Origin of the sequence: Microvirga soli (genome assembly GCF_016734765.1) — a bacterium.
Classification (GTDB): domain Bacteria; phylum Pseudomonadota; class Alphaproteobacteria; order Rhizobiales; family Beijerinckiaceae; genus Microvirga; species Microvirga soli.
On record NZ_JAERQE010000016.1, the window covers coordinates 78,174 to 99,111 of the forward strand.

Sequence of the window (20,938 nt, forward strand, 5' to 3'; positions counted from 1 at the left end):
GCGGCTGTTCGCTTACAGCCGCTTGATCGCGCTGATCGGCCCGTAGCTTCCCAGGCGGATGCGTTGTTCCGCTACTGCCAGCGGCTCGATCATCACCGTCATGCTGTGGCCGGTGGCGTGGATGAAGTTCGTCTCGTCCATCATCAGGCCCACATGGCCCTTCCAGAACACGAGATCGCCTCGTTGCAAGCCGCTCAAGCTCGGCGTCACGTCGACAGCTGTTCCGAGTTCGCGCTCCTGCATGTCGCTGTCACGCGGAGCCTTGATCCCGGCGGCCGTCAGCGCCGTCTGAGCAAGGCCCGAGCAGTCGATGCCGAGGCTCGTCTTGCCGCCCCAGAGATAGGGCGTGTGCAGGAAGCGCTCGGCAATAGCGACGTAATCAGCCTCGACTGCATCGAGGCCGCTTAAGTGAGCGGCGAAGACCCAGCCGCCGGTGGCAAGCCGTGCATAGTCGCCTTCCGTTTCTGTCACCGAGACCTTGGAGTTCAAGGTCAGGTAGCTCTGATAGGGCAGCTTCGGGTTCGGTCCCGGATAGATGAAGGTGCGGATGGCCCGCACCTTATGGGTCGGTTCCGCTCCGGCCTCGCCCAAGGCTTCGCTCGGCAGGTAGCCCACATAGCCGTCTTCATGCAGCTGCACCCAGGCCCAGCCCTCGTGCTCGTCATAGACGGTCACGCTTTCCCCGAAGATCGCCTGTGTGTCCACGGGCGCTTCGCGGGAAGGGTGGCGGTGCAGGGGCGAGAAGGTCGTGATGACGCGCTTGACCGTGCCGGTTGTGAACCGCTCGGCCTCCACCTGCCCGCGCAGGCGCTCATCGGCGAGATCCGCGCGGACGGGCGTTATGCGGCGGTCGAGACTCATCGGGGCAGCTCCTGAACGATCATTTTGTCTTTTACTCTTCTCAAGGCTTTGCCGCCATCCATTCAAGCGCCGTAGCGCTCCTTCAGGAGAGCATACATCAGCCGCGCCGCCTGAACTTCGCCGCCTTCGGGGCGTCCCGGCTTGGTGGCGTTGTTCCAGGCGAAGATGTCGAAATGCACATGGGCCTTCGCGGCCTCCACGAAGCGGCGCAGGAAGAGAGCCGCGGTGATCGAGCCGCCCATCGGTCCGCCGGTATTGTTCATGTCGGCGAATTTTGAATCGAGTTGGGCTTGGTAAGGATACCAGAGCGGCAGGCGCCAGACGGGATCGTTTTCCGCCGTGCCGTGGCGGGCGATGTCGGCGGCAAGCGCATCGTCATCGGTGTAGAAGGGCGGCAGTTCGAGGCCGAGCGCCACGCGGGCGGCGCCTGTGAGCGTGGCGAAATCGACGAGGAGATCGGGGCTTTCCTCGTCGGCGAGTGCAAGGGCATCAGCCAGGATGAGTCGGCCTTCCGCATCCGTGTTGCCGATCTCGACCGAGATGCCTTTGCGGCTCGGCAGGATGTCGCCGGGACGGAAGGCGTTGCTGGAGATCGCGTTTTCGACGGCAGGGATCAGCACGCGCAGGCGCACGGGCAGCTTGGCGCCCATGATCATATCGGCAAGCGCCAGCGTGGCTGCCGCACCGCCCATATCCTTGCGCATGAGCAGCATGGAGGAGGCGGGCTTGATGTCGAGGCCGCCGGTGTCGAACGCGACTCCTTTACCCACGAGGGTAACACGTGGAGCGCTCGCATCACCCCAGGTGAAGTCGATGAGGCGTGGTGGCGTGATGGACGCGCGGCCGACCGCGTGGATCATCGGGAAGTTCTGCTTGAGCAGATCGTCGCCCACGATGCTGGTGAAGGAGGCACCATGGCGCTCCGCGAGCTGCCGCGCCGCCGCCTCGATGCCGTCAGGGCTGAGATCGTTGGTGGGCGTGTTCACGAGATCACGGCTTGCAACAACGGCATCCGCGATGCGCGACACGTCCTCCGCATCGACGCCGTTCGGCACCACGAGGCGCACGGCCTTCTCGCTGCGCTTGCGGTAGCGGCCAAAGCTGTAGGTGCCGAGTAGCCAGGCGACCGTGGCGAGCGTCGGGTTCGGTGCTTCCGTCTCGAAACGATAGACACCCTCCGGCAGCAGCGTCGAGAGCTTACCGGGAAGGAAGGGGTCGCTCTGCTTGGCATCCGCTCCGTTGATGCCGAAAGCGACGCCGAAAAGCTCTCCATTGGCATCCGGCAGGAGGCAATGGCTGCCCGCCTTGCCCGCAAATCCTTGCGCCTTCGCGAAGCCTTGGGCCATCTGCGGAAGCTGCCCCGCGACGTCCGGCCATGTTTGCTCGGTCACGAGCCAGATGGGCCTGGAGGCTTCATTCGCAGGGGCGAGAAGGGGATGAGGCATGGAGGGGACCTAGACAGTTAAAGATGATGCTTGGATGAGTTTTAAGGGTGAAAAGAAGCGATGTCATCCCGGACGGAGCGTTAGCGGAGATCCGGGATCCCATGACGGGACTGCGCGGGAGCCTCAACATTGTCATTCCCGCGTAGGCGGGAATCCATAACCGCTGACAATTTTCATTCTGCACTGTTGGTGTTTATGGATTCCGGGCTCCGCTTGCGCGGCCCCGGAATGACAGTGCCCTATCCTGAAAGCGATCCCGGATCGGCTCTGCCGTCCGGGATGACGATTGTGGCTCACCCCAATGCATGCTGCCGCACGATCCGGGCCAGACCTGCAATCAGCGCCTGCTGCGTATCCTTGATCTCTGCCTTGATGCCATGCCGCTTGAGCGCGTGGACGTAGAGCTCCGCGCGCTCCGGCGCGGCTAGGATCGTCACGGAATCAGGGCGGCCGAACTGGGACAGCGCCCCGTTGATCTCGTCGCCCGTGAGCAGGCCCGAGAGATAGGGCGCAAGCAGGCTGCTGTGCATGCGGTTGGACACGACCGACGCGCGGGCGCTGAACAGGAGATGCAGCAGGCCGACGCGGGCTTCACCGGCGTTGCGCTCGGCGGCCTCGAGACCGAGGTCGAAACCTTTGGGATCCTCAGGCTGCGTCGCCGGGCGGCCGATCATGGAATGCTCGCGCAGCAGCGCGTACATCTCGCCGGTCATGTAGGTGGCGAAGCGCTCGATGCGGCCGCCTCGCATCAGAATCCATTTGGGATGCGTACCGGCCGAGCAGATCAGCCCGTCCTCAACGCCGGCGCCGAGAACCAAGGTTTCTTCGCCGCGCATCACGTCAGCAGCGCCGGGGGCAGGCTCGCAGAAAAGACCCGGAATGATATGGCCCTTGCGGCCGTTCTCCAAATCCACCGGCACGAGCGCCTGGGCGATTTCGGCAGGGCCCGCCGGGCAGGTGGCGTAGGGGGCCTCGACCCAGCCCTCGCGGCTGCCGACCATGCCGACGAGCAGCACCGGGGCGTCGGGCTCGGCCTGAAGCCATGGTCCGCATTGACGCAAGAACACGTCGCGATGCTGGCCCTTTTGCAGAGCCGAGACGCCCTCGTCGGACGAGACCTGATCGAGAACGGTTTCATTCTCGATCAGATAGCCGCGAAAGCGGGTCGTTCCCCAGTCGGCGACGATGAAGCGCAAGGTTGATAACCCCTGTTGGACGAGATGAGGGGATAAGTCGCCCGGGCTCTAGCGCGTTCCGTACATGCGGTCGCCGGCATCGCCCAGGCCCGGCACGATATAGCCGTGATCGTTCAGGCGCTCGTCGATGGCAGCCGTCCAGATATGCACGTCCGGATGCGCGCTGCGCAGGCGCTCGATGCCCTCGGGCGCAGCCAGCAGACAGACGAAGCGCAGGTCCTTGGCACCGCGTTCCTTCAGGCGCTCGATGGCAGCCACGGCCGAATTGGCAGTGGCGAGCATCGGGTCGAGCACCAGCACCATGCGGTCGGCCAGATCCGATGGAGCCTTGAAGTAGTATTCCACCGCCTGGAGCGATTCCGGGTCGCGGTAGAGGCCGATATGAGCCACGCGCGCGGCAGGCACGAGGGTGAGCATGCCGTCGAGAAAGCCGACGCCGGCGCGCAGGATGGGCGCCAGCACCAGCTTCTTGCCGGCAATCTGCGCGCCTTCCATGGTGGTCATCGGCGTCTCGATCTGGATGCGCTCGATCGGCAGGTCGCGGGTCACCTCGTAGCAGAGGAGCATGCCGATCTCGTTGAGGAGCTGGCGGAAGCCCTTCGTCGAGCGTTCCTTGTCCCGCATCAGGGTCAGCTTGTGCTGAACCAGCGGATGATCGACCACGGTGACGCCCTGCATGTTTCTTCCCTCTTTGATCGTCGTATGCTGATTCATTAAAACACGGTCCCGTCACTGATCACGCTGAGAGGAGGCGAGCCGTCGCCGCGCTTCTCCTTCGCCAGCCGCCGCCCCGTGGCCCAGGTGCCGCCTTCGAGCGCCTTGGCCAGGGGAAAGTCCTCTGCGGCAAATCCTAGCCTTGCGCGGATCGGATCGGCAATGCGGTCGAGAAGGGCAACCGTCAAGGCCCGCCACTCCACGACGAGCTGCGAATCCACCGCATGGGCGCGGTCTGCGTCGGCTGCATCCTTCAAGGCGATGACGCCGGTGTCGAGGAACAGTCCGCCGTTGCGGTATTCCGGCAGGCCTGTGAGACCATCGATCTCGACCACGGTGAAACCCGCCCATTCAAGCGGCTCGATGAGCGAATAGGAGAGCCATTGGGAGAGCTTGTGGAAGGGCACGAGCCCCTTCGTGGCGTCCTTAACCTCGACCAGAGGATGGCGCCATGTGTCGCCGAGATCGATGCCGCCAAGCGTAATGCGGCCGGGCCAGATCGGGCCGAGATGGGCGAGTAGCGCCTCGAGGATTGCCGTTGCCTTGATGCGCTCGCCGTCGGCCGTCGCGGCGATGACATCGAAGAGACCGCCGGGCCGGGGATCGTCCACCTGCCCGAAGATATCGGGGTTTGTTGCGACCACGCGGCCGAGCCGGTTGAGGAGCGCGGCGCGGCCCTCCAGACCAACGAGTGGGTTGTCGGCAGAAACCTGGAAGCCTTCAGCCAGGTCCTCGGGCGTCAGCGTCATCAGCACGTCCGCGTCGACGCGGAAGGGATCTTCAGGATTGCTCGAAAAGGCGCCGCTCACGAACATGTCGAAGCTCGCCACCGCGAGCCCTTCCGAGCGGATATAAGTCTCGCCCGTGCGGCCTTCCTCGTAGCGCCACTGCGCGCCGGCGCCTGCATCGAGCAGTACGGACACGATGGCGAGATCGAAGGCCGAGCGGGCCATGTCGGCGGCTTTTTCCCAAGGGGCGCCGTGCATCACCGCGCCCCAGCGCTCATGCCCCCCGGCGGAGAAATGGCGCCAGCGGGCGTGGAACGGAATGTCCAGCGATGGATAAGCCTCCCGGATCGTCTTCACTACCTCGTCGGCGCAAGGCTCGATCCGCGCGAGATCGACCGTGAAGTGCTGGAGACGGCCTTCGAGACCCGCCTGCAGAAGCTGATGCGACCGCTCCCGCACCGCGGCGGCGGAGAGAAGGCTTCGGGCGGCTTTGGTGTCAGGCTGGTCGGTCACTCAGGGCTCCGATGATCTCAGGCTTAAGATGCGATAGCACAGACTTGAGGCAACACATCATCTGCGGACAGGGCGGCTTGGGATAAGGTTAAAAACGAAGCGGGCACCGGCGGCAAGCCGGCACCCGCTTCGGGATCCTGCACGTCAGAAGCGTTCGAGGTCGCGGCCCTTCACCTGATCCAGGGCCGACGCGTCCGGCGCTCCCTCGGGAGTGTAGTAGCCGGCTGCCTTCTTGGCTTCGATCTCGACTTGAGCATCCGGCGGCACCAGCTCGGCTGGAATCGGCACCCGCTCCACCACCTCGATGCCGGAGCCGGTGATGGCATCGTACTTCATGTTCGACATGGACATGAGCCGGTCGATGCGCTGGATGCCGAGCCAGTGCAGCACGTCGGGCATGAGCTGCTGGAAGCGCGCATCCTGCACGCCGGCCACGCATTCGGTGCGTTCGAAGTATGTGGAGGCCTGGTCGCCGCCCTCCTGCCGCTTGCGCGCATTGTAGACGAGGAACTTGGTGACCTCGCCGAGCGCACGGCCTTCCTTACGGTTATAGGCGATCACGCCCACACCGCCGCTTTGCGCTTCCCTGACGCATTCCTCAATGCCATGCACGAGATAAGGCCTGCAGGTGCAGATGTCGGAGCCGAACACGTCGGAGCCGTTGCACTCGTCGTGCACCCGGCAGGCGATGCGGGTTTTCGGATCGCTCAGGCGCGACACGTCGCCCACCACATAGACGGTAATGTTGCCGATGGGCGGCAGGAACACGCTCATGTCGGGGCGCGTGACCAGCTCCGGGAACATGCCGCCGGTCTGCTCGAACAGGGTGCGCCGCAACTCGCCTTCCGAGCAGCCGAAACGCTCGGCGATGCCGGGCAGGTACCACACCGGATCGACCGCGATCTTGGTGACCGAGATGTCGCCGGATTCATGCAGGAAACCGCCATCGGCATGCAAGCGCTTCGCCCCCATGGCCGAGAGGATCTCCGGCATGTTGAGGCGGGCCTTGGTGACCGCGATGCTGGGGCGGATATCGACGCCGCCCGCAATGTCGTTCTGGAAGATCTGGCCGACCATGTGCCCCCAGGGGTCGAGGGACACGATCTTGCCCGGATCGAACCATTGCGGATGCGGGCCGATCTCAGCGGTCGGATGGGTGTTGTGAAGATCTGGCCGCGACAGGGGGTTCATAGCCCGGGCCGAGATGGCGAGCGCCCGATAGAGGGAGTAGGAGCCGCCATGGGCACCGATCACGTTGCGGTCGGCCGGATTGGTGACGCTGCCGATGATCGGTCCGCGCTCTTGCGGATCCTTGGCCCCCCACTTGATCGGATGTTTGATGGTGCCGGTGTTCGGCTCGGGATGGGAGGTGAGCCGGATATGCGTCGAGCGGTTGGGCGAGCTCATGAACAATCTTCCACGCGAGAACGGGAAGACTCCCTCGACCGATCGCCGGAGAGCCTCCATACGATCTATGAGAGACTGATCTAAAGTTGCGGGGCCGTCAATGGCATAGGGGTATGGCCAAGGTGGTCATCCCGGACGGAGCGTCAGCGCAGATCCGGGATCGCTTTCAGGATAGGGCGCTATTCTCGTCCCGCGATCCCGGATCGGCTTTGCCGTCCGGGATGACGTGCCTCTAAAGCCAGGACGTTCCTTTGCCCCTATGGGTAACGCCCACATGCGCCAGCACGCTGGCGCCGATATCGGCAAAGCTCTCCCGGCGGCCGATGGTGCCAAGCTTCAACCCGGAGCCGAAGCTCAGGATCGGCACGTGCTCGCGGGTGTGATCCGTGCCGCGCCAGGAGGGGTCGTTACCGTGGTCGGCGGTGATGATGACGATGTCGCCGTCCCGGAGGGCAGCCTCGATTTCCGGGATGCGCCGGTCGAAAGCCTCAAGCGCTGCCGCATAGCCGGGAATGTCGCGGCGGTGGCCGAACTCGCTGTCGAAATCCACCAGATTGGCGAAGACGAAACCACCGTCGGGCAGATCCTGCATCGCTTCGAGGGCTGCCGACAGGCAGGCGTCGTTGCCGTTCGGCTTGATCTCCTGCCCCGTGCCGCGATGGGCGAAGATGTCGCCGATCTTGCCGACCGTGACGACCCGTCGACCTGCCTTGGTCAGCGTATCGAGGGTAGTGTCGGACGGTGGCGGCGTGGCAAAATCCTTGCGGTTGCCGGTGCGCTTGAAGCCGGTTTCGGGCGAGCCCACGAAGGGGCGGGCGATCACGCGGCCGATCTTGTATTCGTCGCAGAGCTCGCGCCCGATCCGGCACAGTTCGTAGAGCCGTTCCAGCCCGAAGCTTTCCTCGTGGGCGGCGATCTGCAGTACGCTGTCGACCGAGGTGTAGACAATGGGCTTGCCGGTGCGCATGTGCTCCGCGCCGAACTCATCGATCACGGTGGTGCCGGAAGCGTGCATGTCGCCCAGAATGCCGGGCAGGCTGCCGCGCTCGATGAGCGCCGTCGTCAGTGCCTCGGGAAAGGTCGGGATCGTATTGGGGAAATAGCCCCAGTCGAAGGTCACCGGCACGCCGGCGATTTCCCAATGGCCCGAGGGCGTATCCTTGCCCTTGGAGGTCTCGACGCCGTAGCCCCACGCGCCTTTCAGCGGCCCCTGCGGGGCAAGGCCCGGCGGCACGCGCCCCGTCGAGGCCTCGCAGGCGAGCCCGAGGCCAAGAGCCGTCATATGCGGCAGATGAAGCTGTCCCTGGCGCAGACCCGCCTGATCGCCACGCCCCTCGGCGCAGGCCTCCGCGATGTGCCCGACCGTGTCGGCACCCACATCGCCATAGGCGTCGGCATCCTTCGCTCCGCCGATGCCGACGGAATCAAGCACGATGAGAAGAGCGCGGGGCATCGATGGCTGGTCCTTCACGTCACGGGAATCATGACTGATACGGCATTACGGCGAAAGATGCGATGGTCCGTGATGATGGGGGTGCCCCCCATGATTGTGCCCCTCATGAGCATGATCGTGATGATCGAGGGGGCATTCGGAGGCGTGCTCCTGAGGCCCTGGCCTGTGGATCTCGATCTGTAGGGTCGTATGACCGATGCCAAAGTGCTCCTTCAGTTCCCGTTGCGCTTCGGCCAGAAAGCGGTCGCCCGGATGCCCATCCGGCATGACGAGATGGGCGGTCAGCGCCGTCTCGCTCGTGCTCACGGCCCAGACGTGCAGGTGATGAACGCGGGCGACCCCGGGCATGCGTTCGAGGGCTTTCCTGACGTCGGGGACCGCGATGTCGCGCGGCACACCCTGAAGCGACAGGGTCAGGGACTGGTTCAGCAAGCCCCAGGTGCTCCAAAGAATCACCGCAGCGATGACGAGGCTCAAGATCGGGTCGATCCAGTCCGCGCCCGTCCAAAGAATGGCAAGACCGCCGAGCACGACGCCGAGCGACACGGCAGCATCCGCCACCATGTGCAGGAAGGCGCCGCGGATGTTGAGATCGTTCTGACCACCCATGAAGAGAAAGGCCGTGAAGCCGTTCACGAGGATGCCGATGCCCGCCACGGCCAGCATTGTGACGGCCGCGACAGGCGTGGGCTCGATCAGGCGCCCGATGGATTCCCACACGATTCCGCCGACGGCGACGAGCAGAAGAAGCGCGTTGAAAAGCGCCGCCAGAATGGAGCTGGAGCGCAGCCCATAGGTGAAGCGCTCAGTCGGGCCGCGCCGCGCGAGAAGCGCTGCGCCCCAGGCGATGGCGAGGCCGAGCACATCGCTCAAATTATGGCCGGCATCCGAGAGCAGGGCCATCGAGTCGGCCCAGAATCCATAGCCGGCCTCAACGATCACGAAGCCCAGGTTGAGAACTATGCCGATGGCGAAGGCGCGTCCGTAACCCGCCTGGGGGGCGTGGGAGTGACCGTGATGGGAATGGCTGGACGAATGATGATGCGCAGGCATGGTCGAACCTTGGCGCCCTATTCCCTGACCGCGTTCGAGGCCGCTGTCTCGAGGTTGAAGGCGGCGGCGAACAAGGCCTTGGTGTAGTCGGTGCGGGGCGCGGCGAAGATGCTCTCGGCCGATCCTTCCTCGACGATCTGGCCGTTCTGCATCACCACCACGTGGTTGGCGAGCGCCCGCACCACCTTCAGGTCGTGGCTGATAAACATATAGGCGAGGTCACGCCGCTTCTGCAGGTCGCGCAGCAACTCCACGATCTGCGCCTGCACGGACATGTCGAGGGCCGAGGTCGGCTCGTCGAGCATGATGAACTGCGGCTCCAGCGCCATGGCGCGGGCAATCGCGATGCGCTGCCGCTGGCCGCCGGAGAACTCGTGCGGGTAGCGGTCCATGGTGGCCGGATCCAGGCCCACATCCTGCAGGGCTTTCGCGACCACGTCGCGGCGCTGCGCGTAGGAGAGGGACTTGTCTTGAACGAGCAGGCCTTCCTCGACGATCTCCGCAATCGACATGCGCGGCGAGAGAGAGCCGTAAGGATCCTGAAACACCACCTGAAGGTTCTTGCGCATCGGGCGAATGTCGTTGGCGCGCATGCCGTCGATGCGGTTGCCGAGGAACACGATGGGGCCTTCTGATTGCACGAGGCGCAGGATCGCCAAGCCCAGCGTCGTCTTGCCGGAGCCTGACTCGCCCACCACGCCCACCGTCTCGCCCCGGCGCACCCGCACGGATACGCCGTCCACCGCCTTCACATGACCAACGGTTTTCTGGAAGAAGCCGCGCTTGATCGGAAACCAGACCTTGATCGGTCCGGCCTCGACGATGACCGGCGCATCGGGAGGAACGGGGTTGGCCCGGCCTCGCGGCTCCGCCGCCAGCAGCCGCTGGGTATAGGGATGCTGCGGGTTGCTGAAGACCTCTTCCACCGTTCCGTGCTCGACGATCTTGCCCTTGAACATCACGCAGACCCGGTCGGCGATCTTGCGCACGATGCCCAGATCATGCGTGATGAAGAGCATCGACATGTTGAGCCTGCTCTTCAGTTCGGCGAGAAGTTTTAAGATCTGCGCCTGCACCGTCACGTCGAGAGCGGTTGTGGGCTCGTCGGCGATGAAGAGATCGGGCTCGTTGGCGAGCGCCATGGCGATCATCACACGCTGGCGCTGGCCACCTGAGAGCTGATGCGGATAGGCGCCCAGGCGGCTTTCCGCCTCGCGGATGCCGACGAGCTGCAGAAGCTCCAGCGTGCGAGTGCACGCCTCGCGGTCATTCAGGCCGCGATGCAGCTTCAGGATCTCGCCGACCTGCCGCTCGATGGTGTGGAGCGGGTTGAGGGAGGTCATCGGCTCCTGGAACACCATGGTGATGTCGTTGCCGCGAACTTTCCGCATCTCGTTCTCGTCCGCGGGCATCAGGTCCTTGCCCTTGAACAGGATACGGCCGGACGGATGATGCGCGGATGGATAAGGCAGGAGCTTGAGAACGGACAGCGCCGTGACCGATTTGCCGGAACCGGATTCGCCCACCAGCGCCACCGTCTCGCCCGGCATGACATCGAACGACACGCGGTCGACCGCCAGCATATCGCCCCTGCCTTGGCGGAACGCGACGGAGAGATCCTGAACCGAGAGGAGGGGTTCTGTCATCGAAACGTCTTTCTCGGATCGAAGGCATCACGCACGGCTTCGCCGACGAAGATGAGAAGGCTGAGCATCAGGGCGATCACGAAGAAGCCGGCGAGGCCGAGCCACGGCGCTTGAAGATTGGCCTTGCCCTGCGCCAGCAGCTCGCCCAGCGACGGCGAGCCTGGAGGCAGGCCGAAGCCGAGGAAGTCGAGGGAGGTCAGGGTCGTGATCGAGCCGTTGATGATGAAGGGCATGAAAGTGAGCGTCGCCACCATGGCGTTCGGCAGAAGATGCTTGAACATGATGGTGGCATTGGAGAGGCCCAAGGCGCGGGCCGCGCGCACGTATTCGAAGTTGCGCGCGCGCAGGAATTCGGCGCGCACCACGCCCACCAGCGACACCCAGGAGAACAGCAGCAGGATGCCGAGCAGCACGAAGAAACTCGGCGTGATCACGGCCGAAATGATGATGAGCAGGTAAAGCGACGGGATCGCGGTCCATATCTCGATGAAGCGCTGGAACAGCAGGTCCGTCCAGCCGCCGTAATAGCCCTGCACGGCACCGGCCAGAATGCCGATGATCGACGAGATCCCGGCCAGCGTCAGGCCGAACAGCACCGAGATGCGGAAGCCGTAGATGAGGCGCGCCACCACGTCGCGGCCCTGATCGTCCGTGCCGAGCCAGTTCCACTCGATGTCTCGGCACGCCGTGCCGCCGTTGCGCTCCGCAATCGGCCGGCACTGCTCATCGCTAAGCGTCCAGGTCGGCGGCGCGGGAGCCGGAACGGGAAGGTCGAGGTTGTGCGTGTTGTAGGAGAAGCGGACGGGCGCCCAGATGAGCCATCCGTTGTCCTGGATCTCCTTGGCGATGACGGGATCGCGATAGTCCGTGACGGCCAGGAAGCCGCCGAATTTCTCCTCCGGGTAATTCACGAAAGCCGGGTAGAGCAGCTCGCCCTTGTAGGAGGCGAGGATCGGCTTGTCGTTGGCGATCAGCTCCGCGAACATGCTCAGGACGAACAGGACGAGGAAGATCCAGAACGACCAGTAGCCGCGCCGGTTCGCTTTGAAGTTCTCCCAGCGCCGCCGGTTGAGCGGCGAGAGCTTGATGAAGCCCTGTTTGGGCAGGGGCGGTGCGACGGGCGAGGAGGCCGGGGAGACGACGGGCACGTTCTCGTTCATCTCACGCCTCCCGGGTCTCGAAATCGATCCGTGGATCGATCCAGGTATAGGTGAGGTCGGACACGAGGTTCACCGCGAGGCCGACCAGCGAGAAGATGTAGAGGTTGGCGAAGACCACTGGATAGTCGCGGTTCACGATGGATTCGAAGGAGAGGAGCCCCAGACCATCGAGCGAAAAGATTGTCTCGATGAGGAGCGCGCCGGCGAAGAACGCCCCGATGAAAGCACCGGGAAAGCCCGCGATCACGATGAGCATCGCATTCCGGAACACGTGGCCGTAGAGCACCTGCCGCTCGGACAGGCCCTTCATGCGCGCGGTGAGCACATATTGCTTGCGGATCTCGTCGAGGAAGGAGTTCTTCGTGAGCAGGGTCGAGGTGGCGAAAGCCCCGAGCGCCATGGCCGTGATGGGCAGAACGAGGTGCCAGAAGTAGTCCGCAATCTGCCAGTACCACGGCATCAAGGCCCAGTTCTCGGATGTCAGGCCGCGCAGCGGGAAAAACTGCCAGAACGAGCCGCCGGCAAAGAGCACGATCAGCAGGATCGCGAAAAGAAAACCCGGGATCGCATAGCCGATGATGACGATGGCCGAGGTCCAGATGTCGAAGGTGGAGCCGTCCCGCACCGCTTTCTTGATGCCGAGCGGAATCGAGATGGCGTAGGACAGCAGCGTCATCCAGAGGCCGAGGCTGATCGAGACCGGGAGCTTCTCCTTGATGAGCTCCAGCACGGAGATGTCGCGGAAGTAGCTCTTGCCGAAATCGAAGCGCGCGTAATCCCAGATCATCTTGAGAAAGCGCTCATGGGCGGGCTTGTCGAAGCCGAACTGCGTCTCGAGCTGCTTGATGAATTGCGGGTCCAGCCCCTGCGCACCGCGATACCGGGACGAGGAGGCATCGCCCGCGCCTCCGCCGGGGGATTGACCTCCGCCGGCCATATCGCCGCCTCCGCCGGAGATGCGCGAGGTCGCGCCGGAATCCTGGCCCTGAAGCTGGGCGATGATGCGCTCCACAGGGCCGCCGGGGGCGAACTGCACGAGCACGAAGGAGATGAGCATGATCCCCAGGATGGTGGGGATCATGAGAAGAACGCGACGCGCAATATAGGCCAGCATCAAGCGCCTGCTGCTTGCCGGCCGATGCGGCCGAGATGGGTGTCGTTGAAGCTGGACATATATTTCAAGCCGTATCCCAACATGCGGTCGAACCCGATATGCGCCGCCCAGATGGCAGCGATCCCGAGCAGCATAGAGTGATCGAGGAAAAGACCAAGCCCTGCGAGGAGCGCAGGCCCGAGGGTGGAGTGCAGGGCATTGTACGCCACCGCCCCGAGCCGGGGACCGGCCAAGTAACCTGCAAAGCTCAGGTCGGGGCTGAGGAAAAGAACGGCATAGAGCCACCAGGAGAGGCCGGTAGAGGCGAAGGCCCAGGTGGCCAGGATGAAGAGGGCCAAGCCCTCAAGGCGCAAGAGCAGGCGCGGCATGTCCGCTTCATGGCGTGTCGCAGCAACTGTATCCAAGCCTTATCCTCGCCCGATCCTCTTCGCCTTCTCGGCATCGTACCACCAGGTTCCCGGTGCGCCAGAGCTGAGCTTCGGCTTCGTGGCGGGGCGCGAAAACTGGTCCCAATAGGCGAGCCATTCGCTGGCCCTGTACCACATGGGCACCCAATAATGGCCCGAACGGAGAACCCGGTCCAGGGCGCGGGCCGCGATGGTGAGTTCCTGGCGCGACTTGGCATTGGCAATGGTCTCGATCAGCGCATCGACGGCCGGATCGTTGATCCCGGCGATGTTCTGAGAGCCGGGGCGCTGTCCCGCAGCCGAGCCGTACACTAGCCGCAGGCTGTCGCCAGGCGTCGAGGAGCCGCTCAGGTTCCGGCTCGCCATGTCGAAATCGTATTCCTCCATCCGCCGCTGATACTGGGCCGCGTCCACGATGCGCGAGGAGGCATCGATGCCGAGCCGCTTCAGATTGGCCTGGAAGGGCTGGGTGTGAGGCTGGAGCGAGGGCTGGAAGTCCAGGAACTCGATGCGAAACGGCTGACCGTTCGGCAGCTTGAGCACGCCCCCGTCGCGCTTGCACCCGGCCTCGCGCAGCAACTCGTCCGCGCGACGCAGGAGACGCCGGTCCTGGCCCGAGCCATCGGAGACGGGCGGCACCGGAGGCTCTTCGAACACCGAAGCCGGCAGCTTGTCGCGAAACGGCTCGAGAAGAGCGAGTTCTTCCGGGGAGGGTTTGCCCACGGCCTTCATGTCGCTGTTCTCGAAGAACGAGCCTGTACGCTTGAACAAGCCGAACATGATGTTGGCGTTCGTCCATTCGAAATCGAAGGCAAGTCCGATGGCTTGGCGGATGCGCGGATCCTTGAAGGCATCGCGGCGCATGTTGAAGTACCAGCCCTGGATGGTGGAGGGAGCGCCGCTCTCGATCTCTTCCTTCTTCACGCGGCCTTCGCGCACCGCCGGAAAGTCATAGCCCGTCGACCAGATGCGGGACGTGTATTCCTCGTTGTAGTTCAGAGTTCCGTTCTTGAAGGCCTCGAACGCCACCGTGCGGTCGCGGAAATACTCGTAGCGGATATGTTCGAAATTGTTCTGCCCCACATTCACCGGCAGGTCCTTGGCCCAATAGTCGGGTACGCGGTCGAACTCGATGAAGCGCCCGACCTCGAACCGCCCGACCTTGTATGGGCCGGAGCCGAGCGGCGCTTCGAGCGTCGAGGCCTCGAAATCCTTGCCTTGCCAGTAGCGCTCGGAGAGGATCGGCAGTCCGGCGATGACCAGATGCAAATCGCGGCTGCGCTGCGGCGTGAACTGCACGCGCAGGATCTCGTCCGATTCCGCTTCGGCCGAAGCCATCTGCGTCAGGAGCTGGGAGTAGAGCGGGTGCCCCTTGGTCTTGAGGATATTCAGAGAAAACGCCGCATCCTTCGCGGTCAGCCGCGAGCCGTCATGGAAGCGCGCTTCCGGGCGTAGGACGAAGCGATAAGTCAGCTTGTCGTCCGAGATGCGCACGCTCTTCGCCACGAGGCCGTAGAGCGCATCCGGCTCGTCGCCGGATCCCACCATCAGGCTGTCGAAGGTGCTGGCCATGCCGGCGGCGCCGTCGCCCCGCAGCACGAAGGTGTTCAGCGTGTTGAACGTGTCGAAGTTCTGGTTGCCATAGGTCTGCTTGATCTGGATCGCCAGCGTGCCGCCTTTCGGAGCCGCCGGGTTCACGTAGGCGAAATGCTTGAAGTCGGGCGCGTATTTCAACTCGCCGAAGCTGGAGAGGCCGTGTGTTTCGACTTCTCCTTCCTGCGCAGATCCAACCCTGGGAAGCACAGACAGAGCGGCACTTGCCACCCCCGTCTGAAGAACGCGTCGGCGGCTGAACTCTCTCATCGCGGCGCTCCCGTCTTGGCGGCCTTGGCCTGATCGTACCACCAGATGGTCGGGAAGGCGGCACCGCCATATCTCGGCATGTTCTCGGGATGGCTGTAGCGGTCCCAGCGGGCCGTGCGCTGCTTGAGCGATGTCCATTGCGGAACCACGTAGTCATGGGCCAGTAGCACGCGGTCGAGCGCCTTCGTGGCGGCGACGAGTTCGTCGCGATCCTTGGCGAAGATCACGCGGTCGATGAGCGCATCGACACCGGGGTCCGCAATGCCGGCGAGGTTCTGAGAGCCTTCGCGGCTTGCAGCCTGCGAGCCCCAGAAGTCACGCTGCTCATTGCCGGGCGACGACGACTGAGGCCACAGGCCCGTGGTGATGTCAAAGTCGAAGGCGCGGGTGCGGTTGGTCTCCTGAACGTCGTCCACGGCGCGCACGCTGGCGGCGATGCCGAGCCGCTTGAGAACGTCCGCATAGGGCAGGAAGATGCGCTCGTCGTTGGGGCTGCTGCCGAGAAGTTCGACGCTGAAAACCTCACCCTTGGCGTTGACGCGACGGCCGCCCTTCACATCCCAACCCGCTTCCTTCAGCAGGCGGTCGGCCTCGCGCAGGTTGCTGCGGATCGCTTCGGGAGAATCGTTGACCGGGTTCTTGTAGGGCGTCGTGAAGACCGATGGAGGCACCTTGTCGCGCACGGATTCGAGGATTTCCAGCTCCTTGCCTTCGGGCAGTCCGGAGGACGCGAGGTCGAGCCCGTGGAAGTAGCTCGAAGGCCGCTCATAGAGCCCGTAGAAGATCGTCTTGTTCAGCTCCTCGAACGGGAAGGCGAGGTTGAGAGCCCGGCGGACACGCTGGTCCTTGAACTGGTCGCGCCTGAGATTGAGCACGAAAGCCTGCATCCGGCCGCTGGCGCGGATCGGGAACTCCTCACGGATCACGCGCCCTTCCTGGCGCGCCGGAAAGTCATAACCGACGGCCCAGTTGCGGGCGCTGTTCTCGGAGCGGAAGTCGATGCGGTCGCCCTTGAAGGCTTCGAGCAGCACCGTCGCATCGCGGTAATACTCAAAGCGGATCTCGTCGAAATTGTTCTCGCCGATATTCACATTGAGGTTTGCGCCCCAATGATCCTTCACGCGTTCGTAGGATGCGGTGCGGCCCGCCTCGAAGCTCTTGAGACGATAGGGGCCGGAGCCCAGCGGCGGCTCGAGTGTCGTCTGCGTGATGTCGCGCTTGCGCCCATCCGGCGCGGTGCCCTCCCACCAATGCTTGGGCAGGACGATGAGCTGCCCCATGATCTGCGGCAGCTCGCGATTGCCCTTCTCGTCAAAGGTGAATTTCACCTCCCGGTCGCCCAGCTTCTCGGCCTTCGTCACATTGGCATAGTAGAAGGCATAAGTGGGGCTGTTGGCCTTCAAAGCCTCGAAGGAGAAGATCACGTCATCGGCCGTCACAGGCTGTCCATCGTGCCATCGCGCCTCCGGACGCAGACGGAAGGTGACGGTGGAGTAATCCTCCGGGTAGGAAAAGGCCTCGGCCAGGAGGCCATAGGACGAGTTGGGCTCGTCGAGGGCGGAGGTGGTCAAGGCCTCATAGACGAGGCCCAGCCCCTGTTCGGGGGATCCCTTCACGCCGGCCACCACGATGTTGAAGCTGTCGAAAGTGCCCTGGGCGCCGAGGCGCACCAGCCCGCCCTTCGGAGCATTCGGGTTCACGTAGTCGAAATGCTTGAAGCCTGCCGGGTATTTCGGCTCGTCGAGCAGAACCGATCCGTGCCGCCACGGGGCTTCCTGAGCTGCGAGGGGGCTGAGGGCGAGGCAGGCAGCCAGAAAGCTCGGCAGAAGGGTACGGATCACAAGGCGTCTCCTGAATGGTGAGGCGTCTGTTGTTAGCTACATTTTTGGGCGCAGCAGGGCGAGCGCAAGGGACAACGCATGAAAGGGGAGGCGGCACAAAAGAAAAAGCCGGGCTTTTGGCCCGGCTCTCTCGAATGTGAAAGTGATGCGCTTTACTGGGCCGCGGGAGCGGCAGGAGCAGCAGGCGCTCCTCCGGCGGGAGCTGCTGCAGGAGCCGCGGCGGGCGCTGCCCCGGCAGGTGCGGCGGGAGCTCCTCCGGCGGCCGGTGCCGCTGCTGGCGTTGCCGCAGCGGATGCCTCGGGGAACGGAGGAGCGCTCGGGGAAACCGACTTCAGGTAGGCGATGAGGTCGGCCCGCTCCTTGGCCTGGGCGATACCGGCGAAGGCCATGATGGTGCCGGGAACGGCCTGCTTGGGGTTCTGGATGAAGGCGTTCAGAGCCTCGTAATTCCACTCGCCGCCCTTGCCCTTGAGGGCCGCCGAGTAGTTGAAGCCCGCGTGGGAGGCTACAGGACGTCCGGCGACGCCATGGAGATTCGGCCCGACCTTGTTGGGTCCGCCGTCCTCGAAGGTGTGGCAGGAGGCGCACTTCTTGGCAGCGGCCTGACCCTTGGCGACATCGGCGCTGGCGAGAAGAACGGGAAGCGGCTCGGCCGGAGCGGCTGCCCCCCCTGCACCAGCGGCAGCGCCTTCTTCCGGCGCCGGAAGGTCGTAACCCGGCACGGCGGGCTTATGGGGGGAGAACAGGCCGCCGGCGATGACGTTGACGCCGACCACGAAAAGAAGCGAGGCGAAAACGGCACCCGCAATCTTATTGGTCTCGATATTCATGAATGAGGCTCTCCTCGCCTTCGGACAAGCGGCGAAACCAGCGCAGCAGAAAAGATCCGCGGGCGGGTGCCCGCGTCGGGGCGTTGCTTAGCCGTTGTCATGGGGGTTTGACAATGGGGTTTCCGGGAGTTTTCGCCGTTCTCGTGGTCGCAGTTCGGGGGTGCAACGAATTTGGGCGCCCCGAGGTCCCTGAATGGAGTGCCGCACGCACCCATGACAAACAGGACCCGCCTTGCTAAGGACGCTCGAACCTTTCGTCCCTGAAGATCGCGCCATGTCCGACCCTCTCGTCCTCATCCCGGCCCGCATGGCCGCGACACGACTGCCCAACAAGCCGCTGGCGGACATCGCCGGCGAGCCCATGATCGTCCACGTGTGGCGCCGGGCGATGGAAGCGGGAATCGGGCCGGTCGCCGTGGCGACCGACGCGCCCGAGGTGGCCGAGGCCGTGACGCGGGCCGGCGGACAGGCGGTCATGACTCGGGCCGATCATCCGTCCGGCTCCGACCGCATCTTCGAGGCTGTGGAAAAGCTCGACCCGGAAGGTCGGCACGACGTGATCGTGAACGTGCAGGGCGACCTGCCGACGGTCGATCCTGCGGCCATCGCGGCCTCGATCTCTCCGCTCTCGGATCCGCAGGTCGATCTGGCTACCCTCGTGGCCATCATCCGGCGCGACGAGGAGAGAACCAATCCCAACGTGGTCAAGATGGTGGGAAGCGAGGTTTCGCCAGGTCGCTTCCGGGCGCTCTACTTCACCCGGGCGACCGCGCCTTACGGCGATGGCCCGCTCTATCATCACATCGGCCTCTACGCTTACCGCCGCAAGGCGCTCAAGCGGTTCATCGATCTGCCGCCGTCACCCCTGGAGCTTCGCGAGAAGCTGGAGCAGCTGCGCGCCCTGGAGGCCGGCATGCGCATCGATGCCGTCCTGGTCGACGACGTGCCTCTCGGGGTCGATACCCCTCACGATCTGGAAAGAGCCCGCGAGATCATCGCGGCCAAGGCTAATGCGACTCGGAGGACATCATGAGCAAGCTGATTTCGTTCCAGGGCGAGCTGGGCGCCAATTCGCACACAGCCTGCGCGCAGGCGCGTCCCGACTGGGAGGCGCTGCCGTGCCCGACCTTCGAGGACGCCTTCGCCGCCGTGAACGAGGGCCCGGCAGGCCTCGCCATGATCCCGATCGAGAACTCGATTGCAGGCCGCGTGGCCGACATCCACCATCTGCTGCCGACCTCGGGGCTGCACATCATCGGCGAGCATTTCCTGCCGATCCATTTTCATCTCATGGCTGTCCCTGAGGCCAATCTCGGCACCGTCAAGAACGTCTACAGCCACGTCCATGCGCTCGGCCAGTGCCGCAAGATCATCCGCAAGCTGGGCTTGAAGGCCCATGTGGCCGGCGACACCGCAGGCTCCGCGCGCGAAGTCTCCGAATGGAAGGATCCGACGCGGGCGTCCCTCTCGCCCCGTATGGCGGCCGACATCTACGGCCTGAAGATCCTGGCCGAGAACGTGGAGGACGAGGCGCACAACACCACCCGCTTCGTCATCCTGTCTAAGACGCCGCAATGGGCGCCTGCCGGCAATGGGCCCACCGTCACTTCCTTCGTGTTCCGGGTGCGCAACCTGCCGGCAGCCCTCTACAAGGCGCTGGGCGGCTTTGCCACCAACGGCATCAACATGTCCAAGCTCGAGAGTTACATGCTCGAAGGCGAGTTCCTGGCAACGCAGTTCTATGCCGAGGTGGATGGCCATCCGGAGGACGCGAACCTCAAGCGGGCGCTCGAGGAGCTGGACTTCTTCTCCCGCGAACTGCGGATCCTGGGCGTCTACCCGGCCGATCCGTTCCGGGAGAAGATCAAGGAAGCGGCGGAGTGAGGATCCGCATCCGCGATGCCGTTGAGGCCGATGTGGAAGGGATCGCAAAGGCTCACGTCCAGGGCTGGCGCGAGTCCTACAAGGATTTCCTCAGACCGGATGCCCTCGTGGGCCTCTCCGTCGAGGAACGGATGCAGATGTGGCGAAGGGCTCTGGCCGAGCCGGAGCCTCGCGCCAGGCTTCTGGTGGCTGAAACCAATGACGGCGAGATCGTCGGTTTCATTCGCGGCGGGCCGATCCGGGGCAAGGGTGCCGAGTTGCTCGCGTCCGAGGCCGAGATTTTCGCGATCTACCTGCTCGACAGGGTCAAGCGGCAGGGCATCGGCCGCAAGCTCATGGCCGGTGTGTTCCATCATCTCGCCGCCCACAATCTTCGTTCGGTCGGCCTGTGGGTTCTGAAGGACAACCTTGAGGCCCGCCGCTTCTATGAGGCATTGGGCGGAATAGCCGGGCCCGAGCAATCCTTCGACCTGCGCGGCCAGATGGTCACCGAGATTGCGTATCGTTTCGAACTCGCTTCACTGGATTGAATCCGCGCTGCCCCGTGTCATCCCCGGCGGCCGTGAGGGCGGAAAGGGGATCCACGTCTTTGCACCGGTTGAAGACGTACCACCGAGACTGACACGCTCACCGTCATTCCGGGGCGCCAAAGGCGAGCCGGGAACCCATAACCGCTGACGGTGCAGAAAGGGCTGCTAGGCTCATCACCTTTCCTGGGACGTCGTGGTTATGGATTTCGGGCTCTCGCTACCGCTCGCTCTGGAATGACAGTGGCTGTCATGATTGATGTTCTCATTTTGTTCTTGACAATTCTCCTAAGCTC

The 20,938-nt window shown here is 64.2% G+C and carries 18 protein-coding genes; 3 read left to right on the top strand and 15 right to left on the bottom strand.

Annotated features, from left to right (window positions below; all coding sequences use genetic code 11):
* Positions 1-12: 12 nt before the first annotated feature.
* The 15 genes from JKL45_RS15300 to JKL45_RS15370 form a co-directional block, all read right to left on the bottom strand.
* Positions 13-861: a C40 family peptidase gene (locus JKL45_RS15300; RefSeq protein WP_201862311.1), complete on the bottom strand. Its 849-nt coding sequence runs from the start codon at positions 859-861 to the stop codon at positions 13-15.
* 62 nt (positions 862-923) lie between these two features.
* Entirely contained in the window at positions 924-2,306 is a 1,383-nt protein-coding gene (locus JKL45_RS15305) for a leucyl aminopeptidase family protein (protein WP_201862312.1), read from the bottom strand.
* A gap of 293 nt (positions 2,307-2,599) precedes the next feature.
* Positions 2,600-3,502, bottom strand: coding sequence for a 2-dehydro-3-deoxygalactonokinase (locus tag JKL45_RS15310; protein WP_201862313.1), 903 nt, complete (start codon positions 3,500-3,502; stop codon positions 2,600-2,602).
* Positions 3,503-3,550: 48 nt separating this feature from the next.
* Positions 3,551-4,180, bottom strand: coding sequence for a uracil phosphoribosyltransferase (gene upp, locus JKL45_RS15315; protein ID WP_036356995.1), 630 nt, complete (start codon positions 4,178-4,180; stop codon positions 3,551-3,553).
* A 35-nt stretch (positions 4,181-4,215) separates the two neighbouring features.
* Entirely contained in the window at positions 4,216-5,457 is a 1,242-nt protein-coding gene (locus JKL45_RS15320; protein WP_201862314.1) for a URC4/urg3 family protein, read from the bottom strand.
* 144 nt (positions 5,458-5,601) lie between these two features.
* Positions 5,602-6,864, bottom strand: coding sequence for a GTP cyclohydrolase II (locus tag JKL45_RS15325; protein WP_201862316.1), 1,263 nt, complete (start codon positions 6,862-6,864; stop codon positions 5,602-5,604).
* Positions 6,865-7,096: 232 nt separating this feature from the next.
* Positions 7,097-8,317 carry a phosphopentomutase gene (locus tag JKL45_RS15330; RefSeq protein WP_201862318.1) on the bottom strand — a complete coding sequence of 407 codons (1,221 nt, stop codon included), beginning with the start codon at positions 8,315-8,317 and terminating at the stop codon, positions 7,097-7,099.
* Between the two features lie 45 nt (positions 8,318-8,362).
* Entirely contained in the window at positions 8,363-9,370 is a 1,008-nt protein-coding gene (locus JKL45_RS15335; protein ID WP_201862320.1) for a cation diffusion facilitator family transporter, read from the bottom strand.
* Between the two features lie 17 nt (positions 9,371-9,387).
* Positions 9,388-11,016, bottom strand: coding sequence for an ABC transporter ATP-binding protein (locus JKL45_RS15340; protein ID WP_201862322.1), 1,629 nt, complete (start codon positions 11,014-11,016; stop codon positions 9,388-9,390).
* Complete coding sequence (locus JKL45_RS15345) at positions 11,013-12,176, bottom strand: ABC transporter permease (RefSeq protein WP_201862324.1); 1,164 nt, start codon at positions 12,174-12,176, stop codon at positions 11,013-11,015. Before JKL45_RS15345 ends, JKL45_RS15340 begins: the two co-directional genes overlap by 4 nt.
* Position 12,177: 1 nt before the next feature.
* Complete coding sequence (locus JKL45_RS15350; protein WP_201862325.1) at positions 12,178-13,290, bottom strand: microcin C ABC transporter permease YejB; 1,113 nt, start codon at positions 13,288-13,290, stop codon at positions 12,178-12,180.
* Positions 13,290-13,658 carry a DUF4260 domain-containing protein gene (locus JKL45_RS15355; protein ID WP_201862364.1) on the bottom strand — a complete coding sequence of 123 codons (369 nt, stop codon included), beginning with the start codon at positions 13,656-13,658 and terminating at the stop codon, positions 13,290-13,292. Before JKL45_RS15355 ends, JKL45_RS15350 begins: the two co-directional genes overlap by 1 nt.
* Before the next feature lie 39 nt (positions 13,659-13,697).
* On the bottom strand, positions 13,698-15,560 hold the full coding sequence (locus tag JKL45_RS15360) for an extracellular solute-binding protein (protein WP_201862326.1): 1,863 nt from the start codon (positions 15,558-15,560) through the stop codon (positions 13,698-13,700).
* Positions 15,557-17,401: an extracellular solute-binding protein gene (locus JKL45_RS15365; RefSeq protein ID WP_201862332.1), complete on the bottom strand. Its 1,845-nt coding sequence runs from the start codon at positions 17,399-17,401 to the stop codon at positions 15,557-15,559. Before JKL45_RS15365 ends, JKL45_RS15360 begins: the two co-directional genes overlap by 4 nt.
* A gap of 152 nt (positions 17,402-17,553) precedes the next feature.
* Positions 17,554-18,231 carry a c-type cytochrome gene (locus JKL45_RS15370; RefSeq protein ID WP_201862334.1) on the bottom strand — a complete coding sequence of 226 codons (678 nt, stop codon included), beginning with the start codon at positions 18,229-18,231 and terminating at the stop codon, positions 17,554-17,556.
* 274 nt (positions 18,232-18,505) lie between these two features.
* Between JKL45_RS15370 and JKL45_RS15375 the strand changes: the two genes are divergently transcribed.
* The 3 genes from JKL45_RS15375 to JKL45_RS15385 are packed head-to-tail and all read left to right on the top strand — an operon-like array spanning position 18,506 to position 20,645.
* A complete protein-coding gene (locus tag JKL45_RS15375) occupies positions 18,506-19,264 on the top strand; it encodes a 3-deoxy-manno-octulosonate cytidylyltransferase (RefSeq protein WP_201862336.1) in 759 nt (252 codons plus the stop codon).
* The gene (locus tag JKL45_RS15380; RefSeq protein ID WP_210345780.1) at positions 19,261-20,115 is read left to right on the top strand and encodes a prephenate dehydratase; all 855 of its coding nucleotides are present in this window, start codon (positions 19,261-19,263) and stop codon (positions 20,113-20,115) included. Before JKL45_RS15375 ends, JKL45_RS15380 begins: the two co-directional genes overlap by 4 nt.
* Positions 20,112-20,645: a GNAT family N-acetyltransferase gene (locus JKL45_RS15385; protein ID WP_201862338.1), complete on the top strand. Its 534-nt coding sequence runs from the start codon at positions 20,112-20,114 to the stop codon at positions 20,643-20,645. The genes JKL45_RS15380 and JKL45_RS15385 overlap by 4 nt, the downstream gene beginning before the upstream one ends.
* Positions 20,646-20,938: the final 293 nt, after the last annotated feature.

Bases quoted from the DNA above. Each gene is read 5' to 3' on its own strand.
- JKL45_RS15370 (WP_201862334.1), bottom strand. From the start codon at position 18,231: ATGAATATCGAGACCAATAAGATTGCGGGTGCCGTTTTCGCCTCGCTT.
- JKL45_RS15345 (WP_201862324.1), bottom strand. From the start codon at position 12,176: ATGAACGAGAACGTGCCCGTCGTCTCCCCGGCCTCCTCGCCCGTCGCA.
- JKL45_RS15325 (WP_201862316.1), bottom strand. From the start codon at position 6,864: ATGAGCTCGCCCAACCGCTCGACGCATATCCGGCTCACCTCCCATCCC.
- JKL45_RS15305 (WP_201862312.1), bottom strand. From the start codon at position 2,306: ATGCCTCATCCCCTTCTCGCCCCTGCGAATGAAGCCTCCAGGCCCATC.
- JKL45_RS15355 (WP_201862364.1), bottom strand. From the start codon at position 13,658: ATGCCGCGCCTGCTCTTGCGCCTTGAGGGCTTGGCCCTCTTCATCCTG.
- JKL45_RS15330 (WP_201862318.1), bottom strand. From the start codon at position 8,317: ATGCCCCGCGCTCTTCTCATCGTGCTTGATTCCGTCGGCATCGGCGGA.
- JKL45_RS15340 (WP_201862322.1), bottom strand. From the start codon at position 11,016: ATGACAGAACCCCTCCTCTCGGTTCAGGATCTCTCCGTCGCGTTCCGC.
- JKL45_RS15380 (WP_210345780.1), top strand. From the start codon at position 19,261: ATGAGCAAGCTGATTTCGTTCCAGGGCGAGCTGGGCGCCAATTCGCAC.
- upp (WP_036356995.1), bottom strand. From the start codon at position 4,180: ATGCAGGGCGTCACCGTGGTCGATCATCCGCTGGTTCAGCACAAGCTG.
- JKL45_RS15360 (WP_201862326.1), bottom strand. From the start codon at position 15,560: ATGAGAGAGTTCAGCCGCCGACGCGTTCTTCAGACGGGGGTGGCAAGT.
- JKL45_RS15375 (WP_201862336.1), top strand. From the start codon at position 18,506: ATGTCCGACCCTCTCGTCCTCATCCCGGCCCGCATGGCCGCGACACGA.
- JKL45_RS15350 (WP_201862325.1), bottom strand. From the start codon at position 13,290: ATGCTGGCCTATATTGCGCGTCGCGTTCTTCTCATGATCCCCACCATC.
- JKL45_RS15300 (WP_201862311.1), bottom strand. From the start codon at position 861: ATGAGTCTCGACCGCCGCATAACGCCCGTCCGCGCGGATCTCGCCGAT.
- JKL45_RS15335 (WP_201862320.1), bottom strand. From the start codon at position 9,370: ATGCCTGCGCATCATCATTCGTCCAGCCATTCCCATCACGGTCACTCC.